Origin of the sequence: Paraburkholderia rhynchosiae (genome assembly GCF_002879865.1) — a bacterium.
GTDB lineage: Bacteria > Pseudomonadota > Gammaproteobacteria > Burkholderiales > Burkholderiaceae > Paraburkholderia > Paraburkholderia rhynchosiae.
This window is the reverse complement of sequence record NZ_PNXY01000002.1, coordinates 332,660-354,415: the sequence shown is the minus strand read 5'-3', so window position 1 is coordinate 354,415 and position 21,756 is coordinate 332,660. Positions and strand designations below refer to the sequence as shown.

Below are 21,756 nucleotides of genomic sequence, written 5' to 3'. Positions count from 1 at the left end.
GATGGACGTTTCTCTAGTGGCAAGTTCCATACCACCGGGAAACGCCTTGAAAACGTGCCAATTGGCGCTGAAGCAGTCGCTCGCGCGCACCGTCATGGCGAGTTTGAACGGTTTGCGACAGACGGTTCGCGACACAGAAAACGACAACACACGTTCACTGCCTGCCTTGCCGTTCCGTATTGAGCAGGACCCGCGCGATCGCATTCGCGCGCGCCTCCGGCAACGCATCCGGCCTCAAGGGTTCGCGAACCGCCAGGTAAGCAGTCAGCGCGCGGCGCATCCGTGGAGCTTTCGCGTAGTCCGTCTACCATGACCGGGATACGCCGCAAAGTCGCAGAGACAGACTTCCAGCAAGCGCTCGAAGCGCTCAGGCCTGATCTCGGCCGGTACGCGTTCGAGCAATGCACCGAGCGCGCCTGCGCGCATATCCCGAACGCTCTTCCAGTGTGTATGCGCCATTCGCGCCGCCTGCCCCGCTGGGCGGCTCAGTCGTCGTCGACCAGCGCGAGCAGTTCGCGCGGCGTTACCTCGTCATTGATCTCCGCGAGGCTCAACGGGTCGGACGCCGCCACCTTGCGCTCAAAATCGTCGTAGGCGAACCACGCACGCAGCGGCACTGAGTCAGACTGCTCGACTACATAAATCATGCCCCGCTCCCTCGCTGAGGTTCGTGACGCAGGCTAGCTGTAGCGGCTCGATAACATAAATCTCCAAGGCCCGATAACAGCGCCTTTTCGGGATTACATTGGCTGAGAATATCGGCGCGTCCAGGTCCACATTAAGTGAGAACGGGGTCACGTTAACTGAGAACGGCTCGATAACATCGGCCAGGATCCACAATCAGTGAGAATGCTCGACGGGCACGCCGGTAGCCAGCAGATGAAATGGTCAGTCAGGGGCGGCATATGGGCCGCCGGCCCTTTCCGATCATTCTTCCGGACCGGACCCCCCGCTCCCTGCAACGCTCAGAAGCACTGGTCACCCACGATTCGTACTTGCGGTTTTTCCCGTGCGGGTGCGCAGCCAAGGAGCGCCTGACTCAGGTATCCGCTGCGCACCAGCATGTCCTGCAACGCGTTTTCAGCATCCTCCATGCTCACTTCGCCCTGTGCCTTACGCGCAATACTTTGCTGGGCCAACCGGCGCACCAGTTCCTTGATGAATGCAGCGCTGACGCCTTCAGTCCGCTCCACTGCAAACGCTGCGACGTCTGCCGGGATGCTCATCCTCGAACCGTAGAGCCGGAGCAGGCGCGCCCGGCAATCCGCATCAGGTGCCGGTATTTCAATGGCCTGATCAACCCGGCCTGGACGGGCCGCGAGCGCCTCCTCGATTTCCTCCGGCCGGTTGGTGGTAAGCACGAACAGGATCTCGGCGTCCTGATGAAGTCCGTCCATTTCGTTGAGCAAGCGGTTGAGCAGACTCTCTTCCTTCGGGCCGCGCATCTCGGTGCGATGTCTCCCGATCAGATCGACGTCCTCGATGACCACCATGCTTGGCTGTAGCAACCGGGCCAGCAGCGTATAGTTGTCGAGTTGCCCCACTTGATTGGCGCTGATCAGAAGGGTGGTATGCGCTGGCAGATTGCTGGCGAGGTACTTGATCGTATGGGTTTTGCCCGTTCCGGGCGGCCCGTACAGCAGGACACCCTTTTGCAACGACTGGCGTAAGATCTTTAATCCTTCTCTGGTGCGTGCGAATTCAAAAATATTGCGATCAAGCAGCTCCATGGTTTGCGGTGACACGATGACGTCCTGACGCTCCACGGCAGGCAGACGGTGCACGACGATGCTGCGGGGCTGGCCTGAATAATCCTCGGTTACCTCGAGGGAAAGAACTTTGCCCCGGTACAGACGGGACTCGCGAATTGCCTGCTCCAGCCCCGCATACACCTCGCTGCCGAAGGTCAGCCCGCGCGCGTTGGGCAGACTGACAATCTCCACGCTCGCGATAGACGTGTTCATTCCTTCCATGTGCTGCTCGAACAGCACAGCGGCTCTCAGCTCGCCATCGGTGATCAGCCACAAGCCGTTGTCGAGTACCGCGACCGGTGTTTCTTCTCCGACATCGACATCCCGGTATTTCACAGGAGCAAGGGACACCGTGGTAGACATCGGGCCGGTACTCTGCACAAACAGCGAGGAAATTGTCAACGGAAACCGCTCATGAACCTGATTGAGGCCGAGAAGGCGCGGAGCGAACGGCGTCAGCAGGCGGGAGAGCGTCTGTTGAAGCTCGGGGCGCGTGTGATGGGGAAACTGCCGCTGCGAGGAGGTGAGCTCTTCCGGGGACCGATCATCAAAATGCGCAGCTAGCGCTTCCCATGCAAATTGCTGCCTTACCGGGTCAAGGTTCTTGTGATCAATATCGGTGAACTGGTTCATGAACGGACTCTTTGATATTAGATGGCGGCGCCAAGTACCGATGCGAACGCGCAACAACGAGTCGCTACAGCTAGCTACATACAGCGCAGCAATTTCGTTTTCAGCGGTGCCCCGCTACTCGACACCCTCCGCCGCAATCTTCGCCCACACCGCACGAGGTAACCGCGGCGCGATGCCCGCCGGGCTCGCGTCGAACTGCCGTCGAGCCGCCGACATCGCACCCTGTGCAATCGCAATCTCCTCGTGCGTCAATGGCAACCGGCCGGCCACATGCGCGGGCCCCCGGGCAGCACGTGGGCGATCATCTGCGGGTTCCGGTGTTCGGGCAGCGGGACGCGGTGGTCGGCCTCGCCCACACCGGCCAGGCAAACCTGGCCGCTGATGACCTCGACGTTACGGCCGTCCTGCGTCATCTTGACCAGAACTGCATCTGCCGCGCCCGATGCCTCTGCTGTGTCTGCCATGGCCGCGCTCTCCTCGTCAGCGAATGATGTCGTAGCTGTAGTCGGTCTTCGCCACGTCGATCGTGTTGGCGTCGAGCGCTTCGAAGAACTCGTCCAGCAGCGTGACCAACACCCGCAACCCACCTTCATAGCCCCAGGTCGGGAAGCGATGGTAATGGTGGCGATCGAAGATCGGGAACACCATGCGTATCAGCGGCGTTTTGGTATCGCGCTCGAGATATTTGCCGTAGGTGTTGCCGATCAGGAAATCCACCGGCTCGGTAAACAGCAGTGAGCGCATGTGCCACAGATCGCGTTTCGGATACACCTTGCAGCCGGCGCCGTAGGGCGACGCGTCGAACAGCGCCTGCACCTTCGCAGCCCAGGTTTCGTTGCCGTTGGTCGCCAGCACGTGAGCCGGCTCGGCGCCGAGTTCCAGCAGGAACTGCGTGTAGCCCAGCATCTGGTCCGGGTCGCCGTAGAGTGCAAAGCGCTTGCCATGCAAGTGAGCCTGGCTGTCGGCCATCGCATCGACGAGCTGGCCTCGCTCCTTCTCCAGTTGCGCCGGAATCGGCTTGCCGGTCACGCGCGAGATTTCCATCAGGAACTGATCGGTGCCCGCGACGCCAACCGGCGAGTTCAGCACCACCACTTCCTGGCCATGCTCGCCAATGAACTTGCTGGTCTTCTCGCAGCAGTATTCCTGGAACACGAAGGTCGCCTTCGCGTTCAACGCGCGCTCGACTTCCTCCTTGGTCGTGCCGCCTTCGTACATCCGGAACTCGCCGTCGGTCGGCGTATTCCACGTTTCGGATGGGTCGCAGATGATATTCACCGTCACGCCGAACAGATCGAAGATGCGGCGAATTTCCTTCATGTTGCCGACCACGTAGCCGTCGAAGCCGCCGATGAAGTTGACGCTGTCGTCGGGCACGCGCTCAAGCGCCGTCGCTGTACCGGCCTTGCCGTCCCAGAAGTGCTTGAGGATGCCGAGGAGCGCGTTGTCGTAGCCGGTCACGTGGCTGCCGACGAAGGCCGGCGTGTGCGCGAACGGCACGTCGTAGTCTTCCGGCACGCTGCCCTTCTGCTTGCTGCTCTTGATGAGCGCGTCGAGGTCGTCGCCGATCACTTCCGCCATGCAGGTCGTGGAGACCGCGATCATGTCGGGCTTGTACAGGTTGTACGCATTTGCGAGGCCGTCGATCATGTTGTTCATGCCGCCGAACACCGCCGCGTCCTCGGTCATCGACGAGCTGACGCACGAGGTCGGCTCCTTGAAGTGACGCGAGAAGTGCGAGCGGTAAAACGCTACACAGCCCTGCGAGCCATGCACAAAGCTGAGCGTCTTGTGAAAGCCGTTGGCCACGTACACTGCGCCGAGCGGTTGGCAGGCCTTGGCCGGGTTGATGGTGAGCGAGTCGCGTGCAAAGTTCTTTTGCCGGTAGTCTTCGCTCTTGGTCCACTCGACGATCTGCTTGACCTGCTCGTCTGAATGGTTGAACTCGAAATTTTCCTTTTTCGCCCGGAAAATTTTCTGGTACTCGGGCTCGCGGAACAGGAGTTCCTGATCGAGAATCTGGTCTGCGGATTGGGGCACGGGATGCTCCTGATATTCAATTCAAAGGCCTGCCGGCCGGCGATCAGTCCGGTGATCGGTGCGGTGGCCGGCGCTTAGGGGTTTTTCTTCCAGGGTGCCTTGGCGAGCCCCCACACCGGGCTGGAAATGGCCATGTCCATGTCGCGCGCGAAAATGGCGTAGCCGTCGTAGCCATGATATGGACCGGAATAGTCCCAGCTGTGCATCTGGCGAAACGGCACGCCCATCTTCTGGAACACGTACTTTTCCTTGATGCCGGAGCCGACCAGATCGGGCTGGACCTGTTCGACGAACCTCTCAAATTCGTAGCCGGTCACGTCGTCGTAAATCAGCGTGCCGTCCTTCACGTAGTGCGTGGTGCGCTGATAGTCGTCGTTGTGGCCGAATTCGTAGCCGGTGCCGACCACGTTCATGCCGAGGTCTTCGTAGGCGCCGATCACGTGGCGCGGGCGCAGGCCGCCAACGAACAGCATCACGGTCTTATCCTGCAGGCGCGCTCTGAACTTCGCGTTCACCGCATCGACCAGCGGACGATATTTGACGATCACCCTCTCCGCGTTGGCTTTGATGGTGTCGTCGAAGTGGCTGGCGATCTCGCGCAGGCTCTTCTCGATCATCGACGGGCCGAAGAAGTTGTATTCCGCCCACGGAATGCAGTACTTCTCTTCCATGTGCCGGCTGATATAGTTCATCGAGCGGTAGCAATGCAGCAAATTGAGCTTGGCCTTGGGCGTGTTCTCGAGCTCGGCGATCGAGCCGTCGCCCGACCATTGCGCGATCACGCGCAGGCCGATCTCTTCGAGCAGAATCCGGCTCGACCAGGCATCGCCGCCGATGTTGTAATCGCCGATGATCGCAACATCATAAGGCGTCGAAACAAATTCGGGCCGCTTGTCCGGATCGGCCTTGTCGAATATCCAGTCTCGAATCGCATCGTTAGCCAGATGGTGGCCCAGCGACTGGCTGACGCCGCGAAAACCTTCGCAGCGCACCGGCAAAATGGTGTGCCCTTCATACTGCGCACTCTTCTTCTTCGAGACGGCCTCGATGTCGTCGCCGATCAGGCCGATCGGGCATTCACTTTGGATCGAGATGCCCTTGTTCAGCGGAAACAGTTCCTGAATCTCGTCGATGATCTTGTCGAGCTTCTTGTCGCCGCCGAAGACGATGTCCTTTTCCTGGAAGTCCGACGTGAACTGCATCGTCACGAAGGTGTCGATACCAGTAGTCCCGATGTAGTAGTTGCGACGCGCGGCCCACGAGTACTGGCCGCAACCGACCGGACCATGACTGATGTGGATCATGTCCTTGATGGGCCCCCAGACCACGCCCTTCGAGCCGGCGTACGCGCAACCGCGAATCGTCATCACGCCCGGCAACGACTTGATGTTCGATTTCACACCACAGTCGGGCTTGCCGTCCTCGAAGGTGCCCAAATGCTTGGCGCGCCGTTTGGCCATCTTCTCCGGATAGGCCCTCAGCACTTCATCGATCAGGGCCTTGTTCGCGGCCTTGCGCTCTTCAACAGTGACGCTCATGGGAATGCTCCATAGGGTGAGTATCAAGCCTGGCAGCGGGTGGCCGGCATGGCCCGGTTCATCGCGTGAAGGAGAACACCGGGCCGCGCGCAGCGGCGCTCGCTTAGGCGGTCAGTTCCGCTGCAGGCCTGCCGACTTGCGATTCGTCGATGGACGTCATGATTCCGTGCTCCATTAACAGGTCTTCCAGTTGATCCATCGTGATCGGAGTCGGGATCGTGCCGTTGCCCGCGTTGTTGTGCACCTTGGTGGCGAGCTGGCGATACTCTTCCGCCTGTTTGGATTCGGGCGCGAACTCGATCACCGTCATGCGGCGCAGCTCGGCGTGCTGCACGATGTTGTCGCGCGGCACGAAGTGGATCAGCCTCGAACCGAGCATCTTCGCCAGCGCTTCGGCGAGTTCGAGTTCCTTGTCGGTTTGACGCTCGTTGCACACGAGCCCGCCGATCCGCACACCGCCGCTGTTCGCGTACTTCAGAATGCCCTTTGAAATGTTGTTGGCCGCATACATGGCCATCATTTCGCCGGACATCACAATGTAGATTTCCTGCGCCTTGTTCTCACGAATCGGCATTGCGAAACCGCCGCACACCACGTCGCCAAGCACGTCGTACGACACGTAGTCCACGCCGTCATAGGCGCCGTTTTCTTCGAGGAAGTTAATCGACGTGATGACGCCACGGCCCGCGCAGCCGACGCCCGGTTCCGGACCGCCGGACTCCACGCAACGGATGTTGCGGTAGCCGATCTTCATCACGTCCTCGAGTTCGAGGTCCTCCACCGAGCCGGCTTCGGCCGCTAGCGACAGGATCGTGTCCTGCGCCTTTGCATGCAGGATCAGACGGGTAGAGTCCGCTTTGGGATCGCAGCCGACGATCAGGATCTTCTGCCCGAGTTCAGTCAGGGCAGCCAGGGTGTTCTGCGAGGTGGTCGACTTGCCGATACCGCCTTTACCGTAGAAAGCGATTTGCCGAAGTTTAGACATTGCATTTCTCCATTCAGGAAGAAGGGTTGAAACCAGGGTTGCGTAACCGCGACCATGTCAGCCTGTCGTGCCTGTATGGGTCTTCTTATATCGAGTCACGCATCGGCCGGACCTGTGTCCGCGCTGGACTCCAAACGCAGCTTCTGTGCCACGTCACCAGCGGTACTGCGACGCGTCCGCCCCGCCGCGCTGCGGCGGTTGGTTCGGGACTTTTGCGGACTCCTCTTCTGTCTTGTCGATTTCGCGACAAACCACGCGAACTTCGTCGCCAATGAAACCATTCGGGCGCGTTTGTCGTGCGATTTCTGTCGTATTGGCCTGCGTGCAGCCGGACAATCGCCGGGTTGCGGCCTGGTTCGGTTATTGCATTGATCGCGCCATGGACACACCAGCCTCCCAAGCTTCGCGACCCGTGCCGCGCGAGACGCACTTCGACCGTCTAGGCGGCGAGACCGCCGTCATCCGCCTGGTCGATGCGTTCTATCGGCACATGGATACGCGGGCCGACGCGCAGCGCATTCGCGCGATGCATCACCCGGACCTGTCTTCGACGAAGGCCGTGCTGGTGCTGTATCTGTGCGAATGGCTCGGCGCCGACAAGCGGTACTCGGCACAGCGCGGCCAACCACGGCTGCGCACGCGTCATGCCGCATTCGCGATCGGCACCGCCGAACGGGATGCGTGGCTAGCTTGCATGCGCGCCGCGTTCGACGAGACGGGTGTCGATCCGGTGCTACGCGATGAACTGATGCAGGCCTTTTTCAAAATCGCCGACCGGATGCGCAATACGCAGACGTGAATCCCTCTTCAACGCTGTTTAACCCAAGGATCTGTGATGACCGAAACGCTCGCGCACAAGGAGATCGACGACACCGCGTTCGCCCGTCTCGAACATGAAGGCCGTCTGCTCAACCCGGTTCTCAAGGGGCTGACGAGCAGGCTCGACCGGGTCGGCTTCCGCGGCGAACTTGCTCTGCGGTTTGCCCCGAAGCTCGCCGACGAAGCGCGGCCGCCGGAGCTGACCTGCGATCAGGTGATGGCATGCGCGACGATCGGCCATAAGCACTTGCCGTTCTTCGCCGGGTATCTGTTGAGCTTCGAGCATCTGAAGGACGTGGCCGGGGTGCTCAGCGACACGCTCTCGGCGGGTGGCAAGTACTTTCTTTTTTGCGACAACATGGACCTGAGCAAGCGATATCAGGTGCCATACAAGGACGCGATGTTCTATGTGTTGCCGATTTTCGAGTCCACCGTCTACAACGAGATGCTCCAACTGCTGCACCTCGAAAAGAACGAATTGAAGAAGAAGGACTCAGGCGGCAAGCTGGATGCGGTAGCGGACGCGGCCATCAAGTTCGACGTGACCTTCGAGACGATCACCTACAGCGAAGGGCTTGAATTGATGGGGCCGGTGCGCAACCCCAACGAGAACCGGCCTGTCTGAAGCGCGGGGCCCAACGGCTGCCGCCCGCGCGGCTGCGCCAACCGATGTTCCCTTGCACCCGAACGCGACCATGATCATGCACACTGACACTGCTTTCGTCGTCCGCGAACGCCTGGCCTCGCGCGTTGTCCGGAACCCCGATGCACAACTCGAAACGATCGTGCCCGCCGCACTTTCCACTTGGCTGGCGTACCACGGCTTCCCTGCTCCCCATTCGCGCTGCCTGAACGGCGAAACCCCGTTGATGCGCGCCGCGCAGCATGGCGAGGACGCGGTGGTCGAAGCGTTGCTCGCACTCGGCGCACGCGCCGACGCGCTCGATGACGACGGCAACCATGCGCTCTGGTACGCGTGCCTGCACGGCGGCCCCGCGACCATCCTGCGGCTGATCGACGCCGGCGCGCCGATCGACCATGTGAACGACGACGACATCACATGCCCGATGCAGGCAGCCGCGAGCGGTCGCCTCGACGTCCTGCAGATGCTGCTTGCGCATGGGGCGAACGCAGAACTGTGCGCACCGGATGGCCGCAGCGCGCTCGACATGGCAGCCGACCTCGGGCTGCAACTGCTGCTTGCTTTCGGATGACAGGCTTTGTTAGCGAGTCTTAAGAGGGACGTGCGTCGCGCGACCAGCGAAATCGGTCCACTGATCAGTCGAAAAATCGTATAGTTTGCAGCCTCGTGCGGTGTCGAAGTACCAACGCCATGAAAACCGCTGCACGACGATCCGTTCCGGAAGCATCGCTTCGAGGGTTCGCTGAGCACCGACGAGCCCGTATAGAGGGAGACTCATGTCGATGTGATGCGCGGTGTGCTCCATGATGTGATGAAACAGCGCGCCAAAACGCCAGCGAAAGGTCAAGTGCACCGTCGTGGATACGAACGGATCTGAACGCCCCCATTTCGCGCGATCGTCGTACCAGCGGATTTGCGGATGCGTGTGGTGCGCGTACACGACGAAACCCACCATCGCGCACCAGAACAGGAACGGCACCCCGAACCCGCATGCGATTGACGGGACTACCCCCCGCTGCGTCGCGCGAGCGATCCACGCGAGCGCGCCGATCCACAGCAGTGCGAACACCGATACCAGCGTGCAGTCACGGAAGAACACGGGGCGCCGCGTCGGCATTGCGGCTCGCGACGGGAAAAACATCTTCGTCCACCAAATTTCGATCATGTAGTAGAGACCGGGCGCCCAGCCGCTGCGATAGATACGTTCCAGTGCGCGCCGTGGCCCACTCAAGGCGCGATATTCCTGGATCGTCAGCGGTGCCCACACAAAATCGACGCCTTTCAGGTTCGTGTAGCCGTGATGCACCACGTTGTGACCCACTTGCCATAGGCTGTACGGCGTGAGCGACGGCAGGAAGGCGATCCGGCCCAGCCAGCGGTTGAGCGTGCGGTGCCGGGTCAGGCTCTCATGACATGCGTCGTGACCGATGACGAAGAGCCGTCCGATGACGAAGCCCGCCATGCATCCGAATACGGTCTTCAGCACGAACCCGTGCGCGAACACGCTCGCGGCGAGCGCACACAATAGCAAAACGTAGTCGAACACGAGCAGCAGAAGCGCGTAGGCGGTGCGGCGTTCGGCGAACGGCGTCAGCCACGAGCGGATGACCTTGCGATGGGGCAATGGCTCATTGGCGGGAACGGGGTGATTCGGACTGTTCATGAAGAAGACCGGTAGAGCGGTGCAGCACAACACCACGCACGCGCCGACGGCTGCATGCCGTGTCCGCGATGATGTGACCAGACCGTTTCGCGCTGGTGGCGAGTCAGCGCGACATCATGTTCATGCTGACATTGTGCATCACCCAGATCGTGCCGAAGATCAGGAACAGCGCGGCGAGCGCGGTGTAGCATAACGCCAGCACGTTCCAGCGCTGGCCGCGCGACAGGTCGAGATGCAGGAACGTTACCAGTTGCACGACGATCTGCACGAACGCCAGCAACGCGAGCGCCACAATCGCGGAACCGGACGGCAGCAACCGTTGCGTGACGATCGAGAATGAGCCAGCAGTCAGCGCCACGGCAAGCACGAAACCGGTGATATAACTAGCGACGTCACCACGCGAGGCGGTCGTGGACGTCGAGTGTGAATGGACCATTTAGAGCACGCTCCCGAGATAGACAAACGAAAACACGCAGATCCACACGATGTCGAGGAAGTGCCAGAAGAGGCTCAGGCATGTCAGACTCGTGAGGTCGCGACCGGACAGTTCAGGCGAGCGGACGACATGCACGACGAGCACGGCCATCCAGACGAGGCCGGCTGTCACGTGCAGGCCGTGGGTGCCAACCAGCGTGAAGAACGACGACAGGAAGGCGCTGCGACTGGGCCCAGCACCGTCGGCGACCAGGTGCGAGAACTCGCGCAGCTCTAACGAGAGGAACAGCGCGCCAAGCACGAACGTCACGAGGAGCCAGCTGATCACGGCACCACGCCCCTGGCGCTGCGCGCCGACCATCGCGAAGCCGTAGGTGGTGCTGCTCAGCAGCAGCGCGCCGGTTTCAAGTGCGACACCCGGGATGTCGAACAGGTCCCGTCCGGACGCACCACCCGCGAACTGGTGCGCCATTACGGCGAACACGGCGAACAGCGACGCGAACAGCACGCAGTCGGTCATCAGGTACAGCCAGAAGCCGAACACGGTGGGCGTTGGGCCGTGGTCAGCGCTCAACCTGCCGTGATGGACGAGTAATGCAGATTGCGACATGGATCAGGTCTCCGCGGATTCGGGTAGTTCAAGGGCGGCCGGGGTGCGTGCGCTGCCGCGACGTGCTTCGATTTCGCGCACGCGCGAGGCCGGAATCACGTAGCCATGGTCGTCGCGGAAGCTACGCGCGATCAGCGCGGCCACGATCGCGACGAAGGCCAGCACGGCGAGCCACGTGATGTGCCAGACGCCGGCGAAGCCGAGCACGAGGCTGAATGCGCCGATCAGGAACCCGTCCGCGGTGTTCGACGGTAGGTGGATGTCCTCGTAATGCGCCAGTGCGGCATTTGCTGCGCCGCTTTCCTTCATGTGCGCGAACGCGTCGAGCTGGTGGACGACCGGTATGCGCGCGAAATTGTAGACAGCGGGCGGCGACGCGGTGGCCCATTCGAGCGTGCGGCCGTTCCACGGGTCGCCCGTCAGGTCGCCGTATTCCGGCTCGTTGCGATGGATCACGCTCACGACGACCTGGGCGATCTGGTGCACGACACCGAGTGCGATCAGCACTACGCCGCATGCGGCGACGAACAGCCAGGGATGCCAGGTCGGGTTGTCGTAGTGATTCAGGCGCCGGGTCATGCCCATGAAGCCGAGCACGTAGAGCGGCACGAACGACACGTAGAAGCCGACGAACCAGCACCAGAACGCCCGCTTGCCGAGCTTCTCGTTAAGCCTGAAGCCGAACGCCTTCGGGAACCAGTAGTGGAAGCCTGCGAGATAGCCGAACACGACGCCGCCTATGATCGCGTTGTGAAAGTGCGCGATCAGGAACAGGCTGTTGTGCAGCACGAAGTCCACGCCCGGGATCGCCATCATCACGCCCGTCATGCCGCCGATCGTGAACGTGACCATGAAGCCGATCGTCCACAGCACGGGTGCGGTGAACTCGATGCGACCGCGGTACATCGTGAACAGCCAGTTGAAGATTTTCACGCCCGTGGGAATCGCGATGACCATCGTCATAATGCCGAAGAACGCGTTAACGTCCGCGCCGGAACCCATCGTGAAGAAGTGGTGCGCCCACACGAGGAATGCGAGCACCGTGATCGCGCACGACGCGTAGACCATCGTTCTGTAGCCAAACAGCGGTTTCTTCGCGAAGGTCGCTATCACTTCCGAGTAGATGCCGAACGCGGGCAGCACGAGGATGTACACCTCCGGGTGGCCCCACGCCCAGATCAGGTTCAGGTACAGCATCGCGTTGCCGCCGAGCTCATTTGTGAAAAAGTGCATGCCTGCGTAGCGGTCGAGGCCGAGCAGTGCGAGCGTCACGGTTAGGATCGGGAACGTTGCCATGATCAGCACGTTCGAGCACAGCGCGGTCCACGTGAACACCGGCATCTTCATCAGCGTCATGCCGGGGGCGCGCAGCTTGACTATCGTCACGAAGAAGTTGATCGCGGTAATCAGCGTACCGACGCCGGAGAGCTGCAGACTCCAGATGTAGTAGTCGACCCCGACGCCCGGACTGAACTGCAGCTCCGACAGCGGTGGATACGCGAGCCAGCCGACCTGCGCGAACTCGCCGATCACGAGCGACAGATTGATCAGGATCGCGCTGATCGCCGTCATCCAGAAGCTCAGCGAATTCAGGAACGGAAAGGCGACGTCGCGCGCGCCGATCTGCAGCGGCACGACAAGATTGAAGAGGCCGACCATCAGCGCCATCGCCATGAAGAAAATCATGATGACACCGTGCGCGGTGAATATCTGGTCGTAGTGGTGCGGCGGCAGGTAACCGGGGCCGTGAAACGCGATCGCGAGCTGAAGCCGCATCATTACGGCGTCGACAAAACCGCGCACGAGCATCAGCACCGCGACGATGATGTACATGATGCCGATCTTCTTGTGATCGACGCTTGTCAGCCACTCGGTCCAGAGCCACTTCCAGCGGCCGAGCTTCGTGAGCGTGGCGATGACCGCCAGCACGATGAGCGCCATGAACGCGGCCGCGCCCATGATGATCGGCTGATCGAACGGAATCGCGCCGGGCGTGAGTTTTCCAAACATGGCTTACTCCGTGGTCTGCGTGCGACAGGCGGCGTCGCGGAAGGCCGTGACGTTGCCGTTGTTGTATCGGGCAACGATGTTGCGGAACAGGTGCTGGTCAATCGATGAGAAGTAGCGTACCGACTGCTTCTCGCTCGGCTTCGCGACTTCGGCGTATTCGTCCATGCTCAGGCGGTCCGGCGAAGCCTTGACCTTCCGCACCCATGCGTCGAAGTCGGTGAGGCTCGTCGCGAGCGTGCGGAACTTCATGTCGGCGAATCCCTTGCCGCTGAAGTTGGCGGACATGCCTTCGAAATTTCCCGGTGCATCCGCGATCAGGTGCAGACGGGTCTGCATGCCGATCATTGCATATACCTGGGTGCCGAGTTGCGGGATGAAGAATGAGTTCATCACCGAGTCCGACGTGATCCGGAAGTTCACCGGCGTATCGACTGGCACGGCGAGCTGGTTCACCGACGCAATGCCGAGGTCCGGGTAGATGAAGAGCCACTTCCAGTCGAGCGCGACCACCTCGACGTCGATCGGTTTCACGCTCGACTGCAGCGGCCGGTACGGGTCGAGCTCATGCGTGGTGCGCCACGTCAGAATACCGAGGTACAGGATGATCAGGGCGGGGATCGTCCAGACGACGATCTCGATCGCCGTCGAGTGCGCCCATTTGGGTGCATAGACCGCGTGACGGTTCGACGCACGGTAGCGCCATGCGAAGAACAGCGTCAGCAGGATCACCGGGATCACGACGATCAGCATCGCCCACGTGGCAGTGGCAATCAGCGACTTCTCGGCCGCGCCGACGCTCCCTTTTGGATCAAGCACAGTCAGATCACATCCCGATAGACAGGCGCTCAATGTCGTGACGATGGCTATCGACCGTTTCCTTAAGGCTTTTCTGTCTGTCATAGTGGTTACGTTCGGGTTGTGGCACATTTGACCTGAAGCTGGCTTGACGCATGCGGCATCACACTCGCAGCGTCATGGTCCGACAACTGGCCAGCTTTGTGATTGATGTCGATCAAGAATGAATAAAGCGGCGGGGTGCGGTGCACTGACGCAGTGCGCGGGCTATATCAGGCGATCGCCCATGTCTTCATGGCTGAACTGAAGCAGAGCCAGGCTGCGAGGGATGGCCTCGATCTGGCAATCGAGGGTCGTAACGGGGACGTGGCGCGGAACGAAGGACAGACTTTACGGCGCCCCTGTGAACAGGGGAACACCTTGCTGACGGTGCGGTTTGCGGGTAATGCAACGCTCGCAGCATTCTCGATGCGCGGGACAATCTGATCCGGATCAGCGAATACGCACCTTGGCGTTGCTATTTCGGAGTTCGACGAACACGTCTCGTCGCGTTGTTTGCGCGAGCCACCGGCGGTCGTGCCGCTAGATCAGTTTTGACCAGGACGCGCTCGAGGGGCGCTCAAGATAACCGTCGAACACCATGGCCACTGCGCGCACGAAGAACCGGCCTTTCGGGGGAATCGAGATGCCGTTTCCATCGATGCTCACCAGTCCCGCCTCCCGGTATGGTTCCAGGGCGGTAAGCTCACTTGAGAAATAGCGGACGAAGTCGATCTGATGGGCTAGCGAGATCGCCGCGAAATTCAGCGGCACGCTGCACATGAGCGTCATGATCACCTCCCGACGCAACGCATCGTCAGGCGATAGGGCAATTCCGCGTTCGACCGGCAGCCGGCCTTCGTCGAGTGATCGGTAGTAGCTTTGCAACGAGCTCGTCGACTGACTGTAAGCGCTGCCGATCTTGCCGATGGCCGACACACCGAAGCCGACCAGATCGCACTCCGCGTACGTCGTGTAGCCTTGGAAATTGCGATGGAGGCTACCGTTGCGCAACGCAATGCTCAGCTCGTCGTCGGGTCTGGCGAAATGGTCGAGACCGATGTAGATGTATCCGGCATCGAGAAAGCGCTGGGCCGAGAGCAAAAATATGCGCAGGCGCTCCTCGGTCGATGGCAATCGGGCTGCGTCAATTAATCGCTGGGCCTTGAAGCGGTCTGGCAAGTGCGCGTAGTTGTAGAGAGCGACGCGATCAGGCGCCAGCCGGATCACCTCGTCCAGTGTGCGGGCAAAGCTGGCGGCAGTCTGCTGCGGCAAACCGTAGATCAGGTCGACGTTAATTGAGGGAAATCCCGCATCGCGTGCGCCGCTGAGTGCGCGTTCCACCACATCGAGTGGCTGGATGCGATTGACGGCCTGCTGAACGTCGGTAGCAAAGTCCTGTACGCCGAAGCTCGCTCGGTTGAAGCCAAGGCGCGCGAGTGGTGAAAGCGTTTTGTTGCTGACGGTTCGCGGATCAATTTCGATGGCAAGTTCTGCGTCGATCGAGAACGCGAAGCGGTTCTGCAGTTGCTGGACAAGGTCTTCGAGCTCGGCAACAGGGAAGAAGGTCGGCGTTCCACCTCCCAGATGCAGCTGCACGGTTCGCCGGTCAGGTCCGAGATGTGACGCGACCAGGTCCATCTCACGAACGAGGTAGCTCAGATATCTAGCGCTGCAGCCATGGTCGTGCGTAATGACCTTGTTGCATGCGCAGAAGTAGCAGAGTGATCTGCAAAACGGCAGATGAACATATAGGGAGAGCGGCGGATTATTCTCGGCAGTAGCACGAGCGGCAAGCTGACGTTTGTATGCCCGCTCCTCGAACCCGGGATGAAATCGATCTGCGGTGGGATATGAGGTATAGCGAGGCCCCGAACGGTCGAAGTGGCGAACCACCTCCGCGGGAATCTTCGGACTGTCAGGCGCTCGGGATGCTGCTTCCCGCATCCGCGTGCTCTGCTTCGGCTGATAGTCTGCTTCGCGGTGTATTCGTTTCTTCATCTCCATCTCCAGAACCTTCCGCGCGGACAGCGCGGCGAACACGGCTGCCCCGATTGTCCTGCATGGAGCCCGGAAAGCGCTGATCTGTATCAATACGAGGTGTCGTGAGCGCGGTAGTCCTGTGTAGGTGAGAGGTGAGGCGCGGGACGTGTTCGTGATATGCACGGACGTTCGTTCTGGGATAGCGCTACGCTCAGGCGCGCAATCTCGCGAAGCCGGCCGCCTGAAATTACGTGCCTGCGACCGGGCAACGGGACGTCACGCCCCGGCGAGCTCGTGTTGATGGTGACGGCAGAGCCTGCGGCCGAGCGTCCGGAAGGGCATCCAGGACGGGAAAGCGTCAGATACGGGCGGGTCGGGTGCGCTAGATAGCCTTGACAACGGCTTCTTCGGGAAGCTGACTGGCTTCGGCAGCGGCACGAATTGCCAACGATCTGCCGTACAGCCTGAGTGGTCGGGCACTGGGTACGACGCGTGCCGCGCGGCGTTTTCGCACCCGCCAAATTGATCTCAACTGCGGAGCATCGCGCATGGCTGTGGCGTTCGGCGGCTGCAGGCAGTCCGGTAATGGCTGCGAAATCGGTGTCTCCCGGTGCGAGAAACATCTTGGTACCAGTCAATGCGGTTGAAGGCCAATAGCCGTACATGGACTCCCGCCTATGAGCAAGATTGGTTTGCATTTTGAGGGTCACGACTGCGTCCGTGCATTCGGCTTCTGATGTGCTTGCTGCTGCACGAGCCAGCATGGAAATTTGCGCGCTTGCTCCTCATCGGCCTTCTGGCTTCGTACCACAGCCGCCGGATATATCAGGATCTGCAAGCGCCGGTCCGACCGGTTCGCCATGCTTGCCGCTTCTTGCGCAATCGCGAAAGAAATAAAGCAATACTCACGTGGCGGCGTTGCATCACAGCCTTGATCCAGCGACTGTGCCGATCGTCGCGACGGTTCACGAAGTGCATGACCGCGCGGGCGCCCTCTACAAGCAGGGTTCGGAGATAAGTGTCGCCGCGCTTTGTGATACCGCCTAACCTGGTTTTGCCTCCGCTGGATTTTTGCCTCGGCGTCAGCCCCAGCCAGGCCGCAAATTGCCGGCCGTTCCTGAACTGGGACGGATCACCGACACTGCTGATGAGCGCGGTCGCGATCACGGGCCCGATTCCTGGAACGGTAGCGAGCTGTTGGCAGCCTTCATTGCTCTTGAAGATCTCGCTATCTCGGCAGCAAGTTCGTCGAGCCATTGCTGCAGTGCCTTCAGTTGCTCGAGGTACATCGAGCCAAGCCGTCTGAGCAAAGCGGTAATGGGGGAATCGGGATTGTTGACGAGTTCAACCACTCCCTTTCTCAATTGCGGAAGTCCGACCGGGAAGATCACACCCTCTTCAGCAAACATGCTCCGGATCTGATTCGATTTCGCTGTCCGCTCCTGGATGAGCCGTTGGCGCATGCGATGAACCGACTGCAGCGACTGCTGTTCAGCGCTCTTGATCGCAACGAAGTGAATGCCTGAGCGCGTCACTGCCGCGCAAATCGCCGCCGCGTCATTCGCGTCGTTCTTGCCACCGAGCAGAAACGGCTTCACATATTGTGTCGGCAGCAGGCGGACCGTGTGTCCCAACGAGGTTAGCTCACGGGCCCAGAAATGGGAGCCGTGACAGGCCTCGATACCAACCAGACTGGATTCCAGTTTTGCGAAGAACTTCAACACCTCAGCTCGGCGAAGTTTCCGCTGTACTACCGTTTTGCTATGGCGATCGACGCCATGAATCTGAAACACGTTTTTCGCGACATCCAGGCCAATGGTAAGTGCAGGCATTAACGTTCTCCCGGGAATTGGTGAGGTAAGTGTCGCCCAGAAGGGGGCGGGAGTTCATGCCATCAGGCTCAAGGCTCCCGCAATCTCGACGTTCCGACGCGTGACCCAATGTCGCATCTTGACTTCGGGCTCGGGATCGGTTGATCCTACGCAAGGGCAGCCCTGATTTGCGCGTCGACAATTCCCCGCATACATCAACAAGGGGAAAGCGATGAAGCACATGATTAAGGCCGTGATGATCGTGGCAAGCCTGTGCGCTACCGGTTTGTTCGAAGTGCGGGCATACGCGGATGACGTAAGCGCGAACGGAAGCACGATGGCAGGCGAGGTGCCGGCGGATGGGATCCACGCCGGTGACGTGCTCGTGCGTCTGCGTGCCATCTCTATCGAGCCGGAAGTACACACCAGCGGCACGTTGTCGTCGCTCGGCGTGGGTGTCAATAACGCACTCGTGCCGGAGTTGGACCTGACCTACATGATCCGCGACGCGATCGGCATCGAGCTGATTCTCGGCACCTCGCGGCACCACGTGACGTCTGGCCTCGGCGATCTGGGTGGCGTGAACGTGCTGCCACCGACGCTGCTGCTGCAATATCACTTCAACCTTGCCGGCATGATCCGACCGTATGTCGGCGCGGGGGTCAACTACACGTACTTCTACAACGACGGCCTGAGCGTGGGCTCCGAAGGCATCCAGGTGTCACGCAGCAGCTTCGGTCCGGCGGTGCAGGCTGGCGTCGACGTGCAGATCACGAAGACCGTCTTTCTCAACGCGGATATCAAGAAGATCTGGATGCACACGGACGCCTCGGTCGGCGGCAGTTCATTGGGCCGACTGGACATCGACCCACTGGTACTGGGAATAGGCGTCGGGATGAAGTTCTAGCGAGCGCAGCGAGTGTCCCATTCCGTTGTTAAGTGCGCACGCTGCTCAGGCTGGTCGCCGATCCGGCTGTGCATTACCAGGACGACTTCACTGCCCTCGACATGGCGGCCAGCCTCGACTGCCTGCAACTGCTGCGTCAAAACTGAAAACCCCGGCAATGGCCCACCTCACCCAAAAACCCGGCTGCTCCGGCAATGCGCGCCAGAAAGCCCTGCTGCGCATAGCCGGCCACACACTCGACGGGCGCAACTACTGAGCTGGCTCTGGATCGCCGCACGCTGCGGGCCTTCATGGCGCCGCGGCCGGTCAGCGAGAGGTTCTACCGCGCGGCACCGCGCATCAAGTCGAGCGAAGTGGTGCCGGAAACGATCGACGCCAACGTCGCGCTGGCGCTGTTGCTGGCCGAGCCGCTGCTCGCCGGCTACTGATGCAATGCGACGAGCGCCGCATGGTCGGCTTCAATGCGGCCTTGGTACACACCTGGATCGGGCTCGGCGCGCACGCACCGGCCCCGGACATGCCGCACGAAGGCTGCGCCGCAATGACGGACCACAGCTCGCACCAACGGGCGATCCGCTGCGCCCCATCCACCTGAAACGGAGATCTGATCACTATGCCCCTGTACGACTACCGTTGCGCGGCCTGCGGCCACGCATTCGAAACGCTGGTACGCGCTGGCCACACGCCCGTCTGCCCGCAATGCGGCGGCACCGCGCTGGACAAGCAGGTCAGCGCGCCGGCCTCGCCCGGCAAGAGCCGCGCGATCATTTCCTGCGCGCGGCGTCAGGCGGCGCGCGAAGGGCACCTCAGCAACTATTCGCCCGCCGAGCGCCGCAAGCTGCTGCGCTGAGCCGAACGGGGAATCGCGCTGTCGATGTATATGAACCTCGAGGGCGCCTACGGGATGGCACTCAGTCTCACCGTCTTCATGGCCGGCACGCTGGAACAGGCCACCGCCGACAGCCTGCTGGAACGCGCGAAGGGCATCTGCCCGCATCTCGACGCTACCCGGATCCCCGCCTTCGGTCAGGATCATCGCCGCCGTGCCGGCCTGCTCGATGATCGCCAGCCGCGCGCTGGTTTCGATAGCGGCGCTGCGGGTCATGCCGGCACGGCCGCAGGATCGTTGTCCGGACAGGCATGCACGAGACGCGCGTTCAATTCGAGCGCGATCGCACGTAGCAGCGCCGCGTCCGGGTGGTGCTCGCCAGGGAAGTTCTGACAACGCGCAGGACGTGTTGTTGAACGCCAGCGCCGCGCTCAGCAGGGTCAGTGTGGCCGCGAGCGCGTCAGCAAGCAGCGCGGGCAGCGGCGGATCGAACCTGACATGCGCCGCGACCAGCCGCTGCGGCAACGCGAGTACCGCCCGGCGGGCACGCAGCACGCGTGTCGCAGCGCTACTTCCGGTTTGCAGTTCAAGCTAGGCGCCGCGGTCACGCAGCATCAGCAACGCGCTGCCGGTCCGCACGCAGGCTGCCAGAAGCGCGGCAGCCTGCGTATCGACCAGACGCGCCGTCCCGCCTGCGATGTGGCGCGCCCCCGGCATGCGTCCCAAGCGGCCCCTCGCGCCGCTGCGGTTCGCGGTTAAGGTCGAGAGCCAACGCGCATCGCCGGGGTCGTGCTGCCGCACGCTCGGCATACCCAGTTCGAGTTCGTCGAGCAGCGCGGTGATGGGCGGCTCCGCATCGGGCCAGAACCAGCCGGAACGAGGCCCAGCGTCTCGCCGGTGGCTTCGCAACATTGCGTCAGCACGGCCGCCCTCGCGCGCTTCGATGACCACGACGGAAACGTCGTGCGCATGCAGTACGCGCGCCAGCGCGAGGCCGCCTAGACGCGCGCCGACGATGGCCACGTCGACCACCAGCGATTCGACCGCGGTCATCTCGCCGCTCAGACGAAGTCAGCAGTTCGATGGTCACCGGCTCTGCGGCCAGCACGGCTTGACAGGCGAGGCGCAACCTGGAGCCGATGTCCACGAGCCTATCGAGCTTGTCGTTTTCGAGCCGCTGGATCTTCGACAGGCTCGTGCGCCCTTCCTGTACGAACAGGTGGCAAGTTCCGCAGTCGGCCTTGCCGTTGCACTTGTGCTCGATGCTCTCGCCTACGGCGAGCAGTGCCTGCAGCAGGGTCGCGCCGGCGGCAACGTCGTAGGTCTTGCCCGAAGGCAGTACGGTCAGTGTGGTCATGATGGCGATCTTGATAAAAGGCTACGGATGAAGAACGATGAATAGCGGCCACGCTTCACGCGGCCAGTGCGGGTTGCAAGGCATCCACCAACGCTTCGGCGAACCCGTCCAGCGGCATCGCGATGCATGTGATGCTCTGCTCTTCGAGGAAGCGCGCCTCCATACGCGTCGGTTCGTCGGGCAGCACGGCCCAGTGCATGTCGGAGGAGCGCTTCATGATCTGGCGCGCGAAACTGCGTGTGAGCTGGTCGTCGAAACGGCAGCCCAGAAACAAAAAACTGCGACCGCTGCGCCACGCCTGCACGGCGGGCGGAATGGGCGTCTGGATATCGATCTCGGTCATGACTTCGACGAAGTCGCTGTCAGAGACCAGGTAGTTAGAGGCCGGCGCACGGCCGCCAATCGGCTTGTAGAGCAGCGCGCCCGAGGCCGGCACGTCATCCAGCAACGCGCCGTCTGCGCTATAGGCCGCGAACCAATGGCCGAAATGCTCGGCCTGCGACAGCCCCTGCAACTGCGCCCAGCCGCCCTGCGGCCGCGCCTGCGCCAGCGCGCAGGCGAAGGTGTCGTCGTACCAGCTGTCGACAACCAGCCCGGCGCCGATCGCCGCCAGCGCGCAATGCAGTGCCGACGGCGTCGGCGTCATTGCGAAGGCCTCATTCATGACGCTCACCAGCGACTTGCGATGCTTGAAGTTCTCGATGAACTGCGCCGCCTGGGTCAGCCGGGTGCGGATCTTCTGCAGCACGCTGACCTTGGCCGTGATGATTTCGGCGAGCGCGAGCGGCGTGGCAGGGACGGCCGTATCGGGGCACAGCGCGAGCAGCGCTGGTCCCAGGTACGGAATGACGCCGCCCGCACACAGGCGTTCGGCGATGGTCTGGACTGAAACGGTCATGGAGTGCGCC

The 21,756-nt window shown here is 61.6% G+C and carries 22 protein-coding genes and 2 pseudogenes; 8 read left to right on the top strand and 16 right to left on the bottom strand.

The features are described from left to right. Window positions 1-485 precede the first annotated feature (485 nt). The 6 genes from C0Z16_RS37710 to nifH all read right to left on the bottom strand — a co-directional run bounded on the left by C0Z16_RS37710 (window position 486) and on the right by nifH (window position 6,947). The gene (locus tag C0Z16_RS37710) at window positions 486-647 is read right to left on the bottom strand and encodes a hypothetical protein (RefSeq protein WP_158244471.1); all 162 of its coding nucleotides are present in this window, start codon (window positions 645-647) and stop codon (window positions 486-488) included. A gap of 318 nt (window positions 648-965) precedes the next feature. Further along, complete coding sequence (locus C0Z16_RS03985) at window positions 966-2,384, bottom strand: AAA family ATPase (protein WP_102630886.1); 1,419 nt, start codon at window positions 2,382-2,384, stop codon at window positions 966-968. 248 nt (window positions 2,385-2,632) lie between these two features. Continuing rightward, entirely contained in the window at window positions 2,633-2,848 is a 216-nt protein-coding gene (locus C0Z16_RS38595; RefSeq protein WP_244201157.1) for a hypothetical protein, read from the bottom strand. 16 nt (window positions 2,849-2,864) lie between these two features. Then, entirely contained in the window at window positions 2,865-4,424 is a 1,560-nt protein-coding gene (gene nifK / locus C0Z16_RS03975; RefSeq protein WP_102630885.1) for a nitrogenase molybdenum-iron protein subunit beta, read from the bottom strand. A gap of 74 nt (window positions 4,425-4,498) precedes the next feature. Beyond that, complete coding sequence (gene nifD, locus C0Z16_RS03970; RefSeq protein WP_102630884.1) at window positions 4,499-5,962, bottom strand: nitrogenase molybdenum-iron protein alpha chain; 1,464 nt, start codon at window positions 5,960-5,962, stop codon at window positions 4,499-4,501. A 103-nt stretch (window positions 5,963-6,065) separates the two neighbouring features. After that, window positions 6,066-6,947: a nitrogenase iron protein gene (gene nifH / locus C0Z16_RS03965; protein ID WP_102630883.1), complete on the bottom strand. Its 882-nt coding sequence runs from the start codon at window positions 6,945-6,947 to the stop codon at window positions 6,066-6,068. Between the two features lie 379 nt (window positions 6,948-7,326). On the opposite strand from nifH, the gene C0Z16_RS03955 reads away from it, so the two are divergent. From C0Z16_RS03955 to C0Z16_RS03945, 3 genes are all read left to right on the top strand, one after another. Continuing rightward, window positions 7,327-7,746 (top strand): group II truncated hemoglobin, encoded by a 420-nt coding sequence (locus C0Z16_RS03955; protein ID WP_102630881.1) that lies wholly within the window; start codon window positions 7,327-7,329, stop codon window positions 7,744-7,746. A 36-nt stretch (window positions 7,747-7,782) separates the two neighbouring features. Then, window positions 7,783-8,391, top strand: coding sequence for a hypothetical protein (locus C0Z16_RS03950; RefSeq protein ID WP_102630880.1), 609 nt, complete (start codon window positions 7,783-7,785; stop codon window positions 8,389-8,391). A gap of 76 nt (window positions 8,392-8,467) precedes the next feature. Continuing rightward, window positions 8,468-8,980, top strand: coding sequence for an ankyrin repeat domain-containing protein (locus C0Z16_RS03945; RefSeq protein WP_244201156.1), 513 nt, complete (start codon window positions 8,468-8,470; stop codon window positions 8,978-8,980). Window positions 8,981-8,989: 9 nt separating this feature from the next. Here C0Z16_RS03945 and C0Z16_RS03940 read toward each other — a convergent pair whose 3' ends face one another. From C0Z16_RS03940 to hemN, 6 genes are all read right to left on the bottom strand, one after another. Then, the gene (locus C0Z16_RS03940) at window positions 8,990-10,072 is read right to left on the bottom strand and encodes a fatty acid desaturase (RefSeq protein ID WP_244201155.1); all 1,083 of its coding nucleotides are present in this window, start codon (window positions 10,070-10,072) and stop codon (window positions 8,990-8,992) included. A gap of 103 nt (window positions 10,073-10,175) precedes the next feature. Beyond that, the gene (gene cyoD / locus C0Z16_RS03935) at window positions 10,176-10,508 is read right to left on the bottom strand and encodes a cytochrome o ubiquinol oxidase subunit IV (protein ID WP_102630877.1); all 333 of its coding nucleotides are present in this window, start codon (window positions 10,506-10,508) and stop codon (window positions 10,176-10,178) included. Next, window positions 10,509-11,117, bottom strand: a complete 609-nt coding sequence (cyoC, locus tag C0Z16_RS03930) for a cytochrome o ubiquinol oxidase subunit III (RefSeq protein ID WP_102630876.1) — start codon at window positions 11,115-11,117, stop codon at window positions 10,509-10,511. A gap of 3 nt (window positions 11,118-11,120) precedes the next feature. Further along, complete coding sequence (gene cyoB, locus C0Z16_RS03925) at window positions 11,121-13,127, bottom strand: cytochrome o ubiquinol oxidase subunit I (protein ID WP_102630875.1); 2,007 nt, start codon at window positions 13,125-13,127, stop codon at window positions 11,121-11,123. A 3-nt stretch (window positions 13,128-13,130) separates the two neighbouring features. After that, window positions 13,131-14,027 carry a ubiquinol oxidase subunit II gene (cyoA, locus tag C0Z16_RS03920; RefSeq protein ID WP_167403482.1) on the bottom strand — a complete coding sequence of 299 codons (897 nt, stop codon included), beginning with the start codon at window positions 14,025-14,027 and terminating at the stop codon, window positions 13,131-13,133. Between the two features lie 477 nt (window positions 14,028-14,504). Then, on the bottom strand, window positions 14,505-15,908 hold the full coding sequence (hemN, locus tag C0Z16_RS03910; RefSeq protein ID WP_102631007.1) for an oxygen-independent coproporphyrinogen III oxidase: 1,404 nt from the start codon (window positions 15,906-15,908) through the stop codon (window positions 14,505-14,507). 455 nt (window positions 15,909-16,363) lie between these two features. Here hemN and C0Z16_RS39535 point away from each other — a divergent pair, with 455 nt between their 5' ends. After that, window positions 16,364-16,591 (top strand): aldehyde dehydrogenase family protein, encoded by a 228-nt coding sequence (locus C0Z16_RS39535; RefSeq protein ID WP_146014283.1) that lies wholly within the window; start codon window positions 16,364-16,366, stop codon window positions 16,589-16,591. Between the two features lie 178 nt (window positions 16,592-16,769). Here C0Z16_RS39535 and C0Z16_RS03905 read toward each other — a convergent pair. Then, window positions 16,770-17,776, bottom strand: a pseudogene (locus C0Z16_RS03905) (IS110 family RNA-guided transposase). A 211-nt stretch (window positions 17,777-17,987) separates the two neighbouring features. Here C0Z16_RS03905 and C0Z16_RS03900 point away from each other — a divergent pair. The 4 genes from C0Z16_RS03900 (at window position 17,988) to C0Z16_RS38350 (ending at window position 19,884) form a co-directional block, all read left to right on the top strand. Then, a complete protein-coding gene (locus C0Z16_RS03900) occupies window positions 17,988-18,662 on the top strand; it encodes an OmpW/AlkL family protein (RefSeq protein WP_102630873.1) in 675 nt (224 codons plus the stop codon). A gap of 290 nt (window positions 18,663-18,952) precedes the next feature. Beyond that, window positions 18,953-19,090, top strand: a complete 138-nt coding sequence (locus C0Z16_RS38585; RefSeq protein WP_244201152.1) for a thioredoxin domain-containing protein — start codon at window positions 18,953-18,955, stop codon at window positions 19,088-19,090. 185 nt (window positions 19,091-19,275) lie between these two features. Continuing rightward, window positions 19,276-19,512 carry an FmdB family zinc ribbon protein gene (locus tag C0Z16_RS03890; protein WP_018423182.1) on the top strand — a complete coding sequence of 79 codons (237 nt, stop codon included), beginning with the start codon at window positions 19,276-19,278 and terminating at the stop codon, window positions 19,510-19,512. Between the two features lie 30 nt (window positions 19,513-19,542). Further along, window positions 19,543-19,884, top strand: coding sequence for an OsmC family protein (locus C0Z16_RS38350; protein WP_175130653.1), 342 nt, complete (start codon window positions 19,543-19,545; stop codon window positions 19,882-19,884). 198 nt (window positions 19,885-20,082) lie between these two features. Here the strand turns inward: C0Z16_RS38350 and C0Z16_RS38580 are convergent, their stop codons facing one another. From C0Z16_RS38580 to C0Z16_RS03870, 3 genes and pseudogenes are all read right to left on the bottom strand, one after another. Continuing rightward, window positions 20,083-20,544 carry an NAD(P)/FAD-dependent oxidoreductase gene (locus tag C0Z16_RS38580; protein ID WP_146014275.1) on the bottom strand — a complete coding sequence of 154 codons (462 nt, stop codon included), beginning with the start codon at window positions 20,542-20,544 and terminating at the stop codon, window positions 20,083-20,085. A gap of 16 nt (window positions 20,545-20,560) precedes the next feature. Continuing rightward, a pseudogene (locus C0Z16_RS03875) lies at window positions 20,561-20,848 on the bottom strand (2Fe-2S iron-sulfur cluster-binding protein); the annotation flags it as partial. A 55-nt stretch (window positions 20,849-20,903) separates the two neighbouring features. After that, a complete protein-coding gene (locus C0Z16_RS03870) occupies window positions 20,904-21,746 on the bottom strand; it encodes an SIR2 family NAD-dependent protein deacylase (protein ID WP_102630870.1) in 843 nt (280 codons plus the stop codon). Window positions 21,747-21,756 lie beyond the last annotated feature (10 nt).